Source organism: Thomasclavelia sp. (genome assembly GCF_017889095.1).
GTDB lineage: Bacteria > Bacillota_I > Bacilli_A > Erysipelotrichales > Coprobacillaceae > Thomasclavelia.
This window is the reverse complement of record NZ_JAGHEW010000143.1, coordinates 1-7,625: the sequence shown is the minus strand read 5'-3', so window position 1 is coordinate 7,625 and position 7,625 is coordinate 1. Positions and strand designations below refer to the sequence as shown.

At 31.7% G+C, this 7,625-nt stretch carries 6 protein-coding genes, 1 pseudogene and 1 riboswitch; of the genes and pseudogenes, 1 reads left to right on the top strand and 6 read right to left on the bottom strand.

The window, feature by feature from the left end:
* Together J7M77_RS06630 and J7M77_RS06625 are read right to left on the bottom strand one after the other, a co-directional pair.
* A partial coding sequence (locus J7M77_RS06630; protein WP_296877047.1) for a formate--tetrahydrofolate ligase occupies positions 1–1,152 on the bottom strand: 1,152 nt, incomplete at its 3' end.
* 134 nt (positions 1,153–1,286) lie between these two features.
* A riboswitch (ZMP/ZTP riboswitch) is annotated at positions 1,287–1,366 on the bottom strand.
* A gap of 36 nt (positions 1,367–1,402) precedes the next feature.
* Entirely contained in the window at positions 1,403–2,446 is a 1,044-nt protein-coding gene (locus tag J7M77_RS06625; RefSeq protein WP_296877046.1) for a CapA family protein, read from the bottom strand.
* Between the two features lie 136 nt (positions 2,447–2,582).
* On the opposite strand from J7M77_RS06625, the gene J7M77_RS06620 reads away from it, so the two are divergent.
* Positions 2,583–3,029 (top strand): GNAT family N-acetyltransferase, encoded by a 447-nt coding sequence (locus J7M77_RS06620; RefSeq protein ID WP_296877045.1) that lies wholly within the window; start codon positions 2,583–2,585, stop codon positions 3,027–3,029.
* A gap of 54 nt (positions 3,030–3,083) precedes the next feature.
* Here the strand turns inward: J7M77_RS06620 and J7M77_RS06615 are convergent, their stop codons facing one another.
* From J7M77_RS06615 to eno, 4 genes and pseudogenes are all read right to left on the bottom strand, one after another.
* The gene (locus J7M77_RS06615) at positions 3,084–5,693 is read right to left on the bottom strand and encodes a response regulator (protein ID WP_296877044.1); all 2,610 of its coding nucleotides are present in this window, start codon (positions 5,691–5,693) and stop codon (positions 3,084–3,086) included.
* A 158-nt stretch (positions 5,694–5,851) separates the two neighbouring features.
* The gene (locus J7M77_RS06610) at positions 5,852–6,220 is read right to left on the bottom strand and encodes a metal-dependent transcriptional regulator (protein WP_296877043.1); all 369 of its coding nucleotides are present in this window, start codon (positions 6,218–6,220) and stop codon (positions 5,852–5,854) included.
* 483 nt (positions 6,221–6,703) lie between these two features.
* Complete coding sequence (nrdI, locus tag J7M77_RS06605) at positions 6,704–7,057, bottom strand: class Ib ribonucleoside-diphosphate reductase assembly flavoprotein NrdI (RefSeq protein WP_296877042.1); 354 nt, start codon at positions 7,055–7,057, stop codon at positions 6,704–6,706.
* 95 nt (positions 7,058–7,152) lie between these two features.
* Positions 7,153–7,625 (bottom strand): annotated as a pseudogene (eno, locus tag J7M77_RS06600) (phosphopyruvate hydratase); the annotation flags it as partial.

The following is a 7,625-nucleotide window of genomic DNA, read 5'->3' as shown; positions in this document are numbered from 1 at the left end:
GTCAGTTGGAAAAGCATTAATAGCGACAACTGAAGGTAGATTATATTTAGCAATATTTTCAATATGTTTTTCTAAATTTTTAATTCCAGTAGCTAACGCATCTAAATTTTCATTAGCTAATTCTTTTTTATCCATTCCCCCATGCATTTTTAAAGCTCGAACTGTAGCTACGATCACTACTGCCTGAGGATCTAAATTAGCTTGGCGACATTTAATATCTAAGAACTTTTCAGCTCCTAAATCAGCCCCAAAACCAGCTTCTGTAATCGCATAGTCACCTAATTTCATTGCCAGTTTAGTTGCCATAACTGAGTTGCAGCCATGAGCAATATTGGCAAAAGGTCCACCATGAACAAAGACTGGCGTATGATCTAATGTTTGTACTAAATTTGGTTTGATCGCATCTTTTAATAATAAGGTTACCGCACCAGTTGCTTCAATATCATCAACAGTTACTGGATTTCCATCATAGTCATAAGCAACGATCATTTTTCCAGCTCGTGATTTTAAATCATCTAAGCTTGTCGCTAGGCATAAAATCGCCATAACTTCGCTAGCAACCGCAATATCAAAACCATCTTCACGAGGCACACCATTAATTTTTCCACCTAAACCGCAAATTGTATGTCTTAAAGCACGATCATTTAAATCAACTACTCTTTTCCACACAATATTACGAACATCAATATTTAATGGATTACCATGATGAATTGAATTATCCAGCATCGCCGCAATTAAATTGTTTGCTGCACTAATTGCATGAATATCTCCTGTAAAATGAAGATTAATATCTTCCATTGGTACTACCTGAGCATAACCGCCACCAGCAGCTCCACCTTTGATTCCAAAGCATGGTCCTAGTGATGGTTCTCTCATTGCCACGATTGAATTTTTTCCCATTTTATTTAATGCCTGAGAAAGTCCAATCATCGTTGTTGTTTTTCCTTCTCCAGCAGGAGTTGGATTAATAGCTGTAACTAAAACCAGTTTACCATCAGGTTTATCTTCTAAACGATTGATCGTTTCCAAAGAGATTTTAGCTTTATACTTACCATATAATTCTAAATCATCTTCTACTAAACCAATTTTAGCTGCAATTTCTTTAATTGGTTTCATTTTTGCACTTTGTGCAATCTCAACATCAGTTAACATAACGCCACCCTTTCAACTTAATTTTTAAGGAATTTTACATCTTCTTTATACCATATTTTGGCTTTTTTCTCAACCAATACCGGCTTTAAAGACAGATTTTCCAAAACAAAAAAAGAGCCGTAATCCACCTAGACTAACATGGCCCAGACGGTCGGCTCTTTAACGATTATACTCCCTGTGGTTAATTCCACTTCCGTCAGTCGTATAACTAACTGCATAATATCATTTATGACAAAAAGTTGCAAGTATATTAATAACTATATTTTTGAATTTTTTCTAATACTCTTTGTTTTTGATCACCTTGTAAAATAGTTGGCTGATAATTATTGCGACTTGAACTTGAAGTAATTGAACATGGGATAATTTCATGACTTTCACTTACAAACTTACCATCCGTAAAATTCATCGTAATTGAATAGATCATCGAATCAGTGTCACTTGGATTGCGATTACCGCCAAAACAAAAATTACCTAATGAATAAACAATTTGTTTACCATTGTATTCCTCAATTCCCTGAACGACATGAGGATGGGAACCAACTACCAAATCAGCACCACTGTCAATTGAAAATTTGGCTAATTCGCGCTGATCACTATTAGCATAATATTCACGTTCAATTCCCCAATGATAAAAAACAACCACAGCACTAGCTCCCTGATTATTTTTGAGATCTTCAATGGCAGCTTTGATCGTCGCTTTTCCTTGTTCATTATTCATTGAAACCGACATTGAACGATAACCTAAAAAACCAATCTTGATTCCCTTAACTTCTTTAACACATGATGTTTCATAGCCAAAATAACCAATACCATGTTCATCTAAGACATTTTTAGTATCATTTAATCCTTGGGCAAAATAATCTTCGGAATGATTATTAGCTAACGAAACCAGCTCAACACTACCACTAGTTAAAATATTAGCATACTCATACGGTCCGCTAAAAGCGAATTGTTTATTAGCATGATTAGTAGCTGTTGTTAAAGGGCCTTCTAGATTAACAATCGTTAAATCATCCTGTTCAAAAACACTTTTAACATTTTTTAAAAAATATGTAGCATCATTTCCCTGATTAGCATACTCTTGATTAAAAGAACCTGAATATGCCTGCCCCGCATAATTACCTAAAGTACAATCTCCTGCAAAGCTTAATTTAACACTTGTATTTACCGGTTCTTGTTCTACTGTTTCTTCTTTTTTAGTTTCCTTTTTGCTTTTCTTTTCTTCTTGATTCTCACCAGAAGAACAGCCAACCACAAATAATAATAAAACTAGACAGATTAAAATCTTTTTCATTTCCTTACCCCTTTCTTTTTCAAGTATACCATAATTAACCATTTAAAAAACATCATTTATCGATAATTTCCTAGTTTCGTTTAAATCAGCTTTAATTTTTATTTTAGCTTTGTTATAATTTTAGCGGAGGCCAAAAATGATAAAAGAAATTGATAATAAAATGGATTATGCCAAATTACTTTGTGAAAGTGATCCCAACATAAATTTAGTCCGTGATTATTTAGAACATGGGAAATTATATGGCTATTTTGTAGCAAATGAGCCAGTTAGCTTTTTAGCTTTAGAAATAAATGATGGCTGTGTTGAAATTAAGAATCTTTTAACTATTCTTGAATATCGTAATCTCGGTTACGCTAAAGCATTGATTAAATATGTCGAAGAAAATTATGCAACTTATCCAGCTATTTTAATCGGTACTGCTAATTCCAGTTTAGAAAATATTACTTTTTATACCCGGTTAGGTTATAAGTATTCTCATCGCATTAAAAATTTCTTTCTTGATTATTATCCTAAAGAAATTTTTGAAAATGAGATGCAGGCAACTGATTTGATCTATTTTAAAAAGGAATTAAATTATTCATGATCTTTTACAAGTATTGACATAATCAAAAAAATCCTGCTTTAAACAGGATTTTTATTATTTAAATAAAACTTCGCTAATTTTTTGATAAACATCTTTAAGATCAATTGGCTTACTAATATGACCATTCATCCCTGCCTGTAAACTTTTTTCAACGTCTTCTAAAAAAGCATCAGCCGTCATTGCAAGAATAGGAATACTTTTGGCATCTTCTCTATCTAAGTGACGAATGGCTTTAGTAGCTTCATAACCGTTCATCTTAGGCATTTGGATATCCATCAAAATCAGATCATAATAATTTTGTGAAGAAGCACTAAATTTTTCAACCGCTTCACTTCCATCTTCAGCAGTTTCAATTATCGCGTTCATTTCTAATAATAATTCAGTTGCGATTTCGCGATTTAATTCATTATCTTCAACTACTAAAAATCTCTTTCCGGTAAAATCACGGTTAACTTCAACCGGCTTGACTTGATTAGGCAATGGTTCTTTAAAAATACTTTCTAATAACAATTGTAACCCTGATTCAAAAAGCGGTTTACAAATTATCTTTTCAATACCGGCTTTTTCACTTTCAGCTTGTATTTCAACTGTATCATAAGCACTCATCAATACTAATTTTGGTTTATCATAAGCAATAACTTTTTTAATTCGATATGCCGTTTCCATTCCATCAATATAAGGCATCTTCCAGTCAATTAAACAAATATCATAGGGAATCCCTGCAAATTGAGCTTGTTCAACTTTAGCTACCGCTTCATAACCATTATCCGTAACATCACAGATAACCCCTAATCTATTAAATAACATCTTGGTATGTTCTAATACATTAGTATCATCATCAGCTACCAATGCTTTTAATCCATCGAAATGGACCGGTGCTTCCACTTGGACCTTTACTTGTTCAAATGGCAATTCAACAATAAAAATACTTCCTTCTCTTAATTTACTTTTAACACTGATTTTGCCATTCATCATTTCAGTAAATCGTTTACACAATGATAAACCTAAACCAGTACCCCCATAAATTCTAGTTACATCTTTATTTTCTTGTTCAAAGGCTTCAAAGATTTTTTGATGATTTTCCGCTGCAATTCCACAACCTGTATCAATCACTTCAAAACGCATCCATATTTTATCTTCAGATATCTTTTTACCATTGATTCTAAGCATGATTTTTCCGCCTTTAGGTGTAAATTTTAAGGCGTTTGATAAAAGATTCATTAAGATCTGATTTAGTCTAAGTGAATCGCCATGCAACATTTCTTCAATATCTCCCGTTAAAATAGTTTCAAATTCAATCTTCTTTTCTCGGGCCTGTTGTGAAATCATTGTATTTAAAGTTTCAATAAAAGTTTTGAAATCAAAATCAGTCTTATTAATTTCTAATTTGCCACTTTCTATCTTCGACATATCTAATACATCATTGATCAAATTCAATAAATGTTTAGAAGATAAATTAATTTTTTGCAAACAGTCAGCCACTTTTTCACGATTATCTAAATTTTGCTGAGCAATCAAGCCCATTCCAGTAATTCCATTCATTGGGGTCCGGATTTCATGAGACATTCGTGATAAAAACTCAGTTTTAGCCTGACTAGCCTGCTTAGCTTCAATAATTGCTGCTTCTAGTTCTCTTTGGTTTTGAATGACTTGTGTTTCATCAGTTAACATCGTAATAAACTGATCTTTATTATCTTGTTTGATTCGATAAGTTTGCATTCCAAATATTTTATCACTAGCAAAAGCTGGATGGTGATAATGAAAAGTAGTTTGCCAGTATGTTTCCCCTTCAGTTTGAAATAACTCTTCAACAGCCTGACGATCATGCTTGTTCATATATTTAAATAAAAGCTGTGGCGAAATATCCTGAGGATCAGGCATAAATCCTAAGATTCGTTTAGCATTTTCAGAGATAAAATTACGTTCAGGATGCTCTAATTCATTGATCATAAATACATTATCAATCGTCCTTGAAAGCAATTCAAAAAGCTGATTTTGATTTTCAAGGCGAATAGTTTGCCACTTTAATAAATATTTGTAAATCAACATTGAAGCTAAAACAATAACAAAAATCACACAAGAAAATAAAATAATTTGCCATCTAGTATTATTAGCTGATTCATAAAAATAATTGAAACGATTTCGAGCATATTCTAGAATCTCATCAAGCTGTCGATCGAATTGCTGATTTAATTTATCTAAATGATTTTTCTGATATGTAATAATTTCTTCTTCACTACGATTGGCTAATGCTGCATAAGTAAGAAATTTTTCCTTAGCCACTTTAATTTCATCAAGCATACTAGTTAACTGTTCTACATCTTTTTTATCACCAGCATACGCTTCACTAATTATTTTTAACTGCTCTTTGGCATCTTGATAATCATCTTCGATCAATACCCTAATTTCTTCAACAACTTCCGGAGTATTGATTTGTCGTAACTGTTCAAAACGAATTCTAATATTGCCAATATCATTTTGCAGTTTACTACCAGCATTTAATACTTGAAATGGATGACTTTGAATATTATCTAAATTAGACATCAAAGAAGTAACCCCAAAAATAATTGAAAATAAGAAAACAACTAGTAATACAATCAGTAAGATTCCCGAAATATTGGAGATTTTTTTATTACGTTTCATTTGTTTCTTTTCTCTTATCATGGTTTCCACTCCTTTATCATAAATACTTTAAAATAACTTTGATAATAACAAATTTATCATAAAATCCAGCTGTTTCTTAACTCATTATAACGACAAAAAAAACTAAAATCAAGGTATATACAAATAGTAAAAAAAGACATAAAAAAAGTAGTAACCAATTACTTTTTACTACTTTCAACAAAATTTTTAATTCCAGTAAAAACCTCATCACTGATAATATGTTCTATACGACAAGCATCTTCTTCAGCAACAGTTTTAGAAACATTTGCAGTTATCATTAAAAAATCAGTTAAATATAAATGTTTTTCATATACAGAACTAGCTTTTTGCATTCCTAACTCCGTTAGTTCAATATACCCTTTTTCATCTACAATAATATATCCATCATTTTTTAAAATTCCTACTCCCCTACTAACGCTCGGTTTACTAAAATTCAATTCTTTGGCAATATCGATCGAACGGACACTATTATTACGTTTTTTTAATAATAAAATTGTTTCTAAATACATTTCTCCAGATTCATGCATTTTAACTACCTCCAATATTCTAATATAAGTATAACAATAATCAAACAAAAAGAAAACCGGAATTATTCCGGTTTTGAAAGTAACACGAACTATTTTAGAATGATAATTATAATGGCTAAATTATTTATCACTTATTAGGATGTGGATTTTATAGCTCGAATATTGAAAATGCTTATTTTTAATGACTTGAAGGATAATTTTACGCATTTTCAAAAACTTTCTAAATCATTTTTTTCAAAATGAATTGTGAGAATGAAATCAAACATTAAAGAAATCATTATATTTAAGGAATTTGGCTATTCAAGTTTATATTATTCGACGGGATAAATATTTAGCAAGAGCACCGCAATGATTCGAGAAAAAGGTGAATAGCTATTAGCGGTTGCTCTTACCAAATTTATACTTATAATTACAGTTTCTAAATTATTAGGAAATTTTAATCGTTGTAGGTATATTAGACAGCATTATAAGTACTAAACTTAATTATTGATTTTCAATTATTTTTCTAATTTCATCAACATCATCTTCTGTTCCATCATTCTCAACTTTGTAGAGACACGAAACATTGTATTCACTGGCAATAACATCACCAGCTTTACAATAGGCATCACCATATCCTTGATCACCGCTAACGATCACGCCTTTTAAATTAGCACTATTATTAACTAGAAAATCTTCAACTTCACTAGGAACATCTCCATAACCATCAGTATATGTAAACAAGATATAATCCTCATTGATATTTTCATCACCATTAACAATTTGCATTGCATCAACGTCTAAGCGATCAACAATACTTTGAACGTTGCCTGTTCTAGATGCGAAAACTACTTTCATTCGCTATCGTCTCCTTTCTCAGTTAGCTTTCACTAACTGTCTATATGTTAGCATAGACTAACTGAGATTGCAACTAGTTTGATAAAATTTTTTAATTATTTTTCTAATTGATAGAATCCAGTCATTCCTGAATATTTGCTTTGGCTTCCTAAACGGTCTTCAATTCTGATTAATTGGTTGTATTTAGCAATACGATCAGTTCTTGAAGCAGAACCAGTTTTAATTTGACCAGCATTAGTAGCTACTGCGATATCAGCGATAGTTGTATCTTCTGTTTCTCCTGAACGGTGAGAGATAACTGCTGTATAGTTAGCTTTTTGAGCCATTTCGATAGCTTCTAATGTTTCAGTTAATGTACCGATTTGATTTACTTTGATTAAGATTGAGTTAGCTACACCACGGTCAATACCCATTTGTAAACGTTTAGTGTTAGTTACAAAGAAGGCGTCACCAACTACTTGTACTTTTCCACCTAATTTTTCAGTTAAGTAATCCCAACCTTCCCAATCATCTTGGTCTAAACCATCTTCGATAGAAATAATAGGATATTTATCACATAATTCAGCAT

Coding starts and splice junctions, on each gene's coding strand:
- J7M77_RS06625 (WP_296877046.1), bottom strand. CDS start 2,446: ATGAAAAAGATTTTAATCTGTCTAGTTTTATTATTATTTGTGGTTGGC.
- J7M77_RS06620 (WP_296877045.1), top strand. CDS start 2,583: ATGATAAAAGAAATTGATAATAAAATGGATTATGCCAAATTACTTTGT.
- J7M77_RS06615 (WP_296877044.1), bottom strand. CDS start 5,693: ATGATAAGAGAAAAGAAACAAATGAAACGTAATAAAAAAATCTCCAAT.
- J7M77_RS06610 (WP_296877043.1), bottom strand. CDS start 6,220: ATGCATGAATCTGGAGAAATGTATTTAGAAACAATTTTATTATTAAAA.
- nrdI (WP_296877042.1), bottom strand. CDS start 7,057: ATGAAAGTAGTTTTCGCATCTAGAACAGGCAACGTTCAAAGTATTGTT.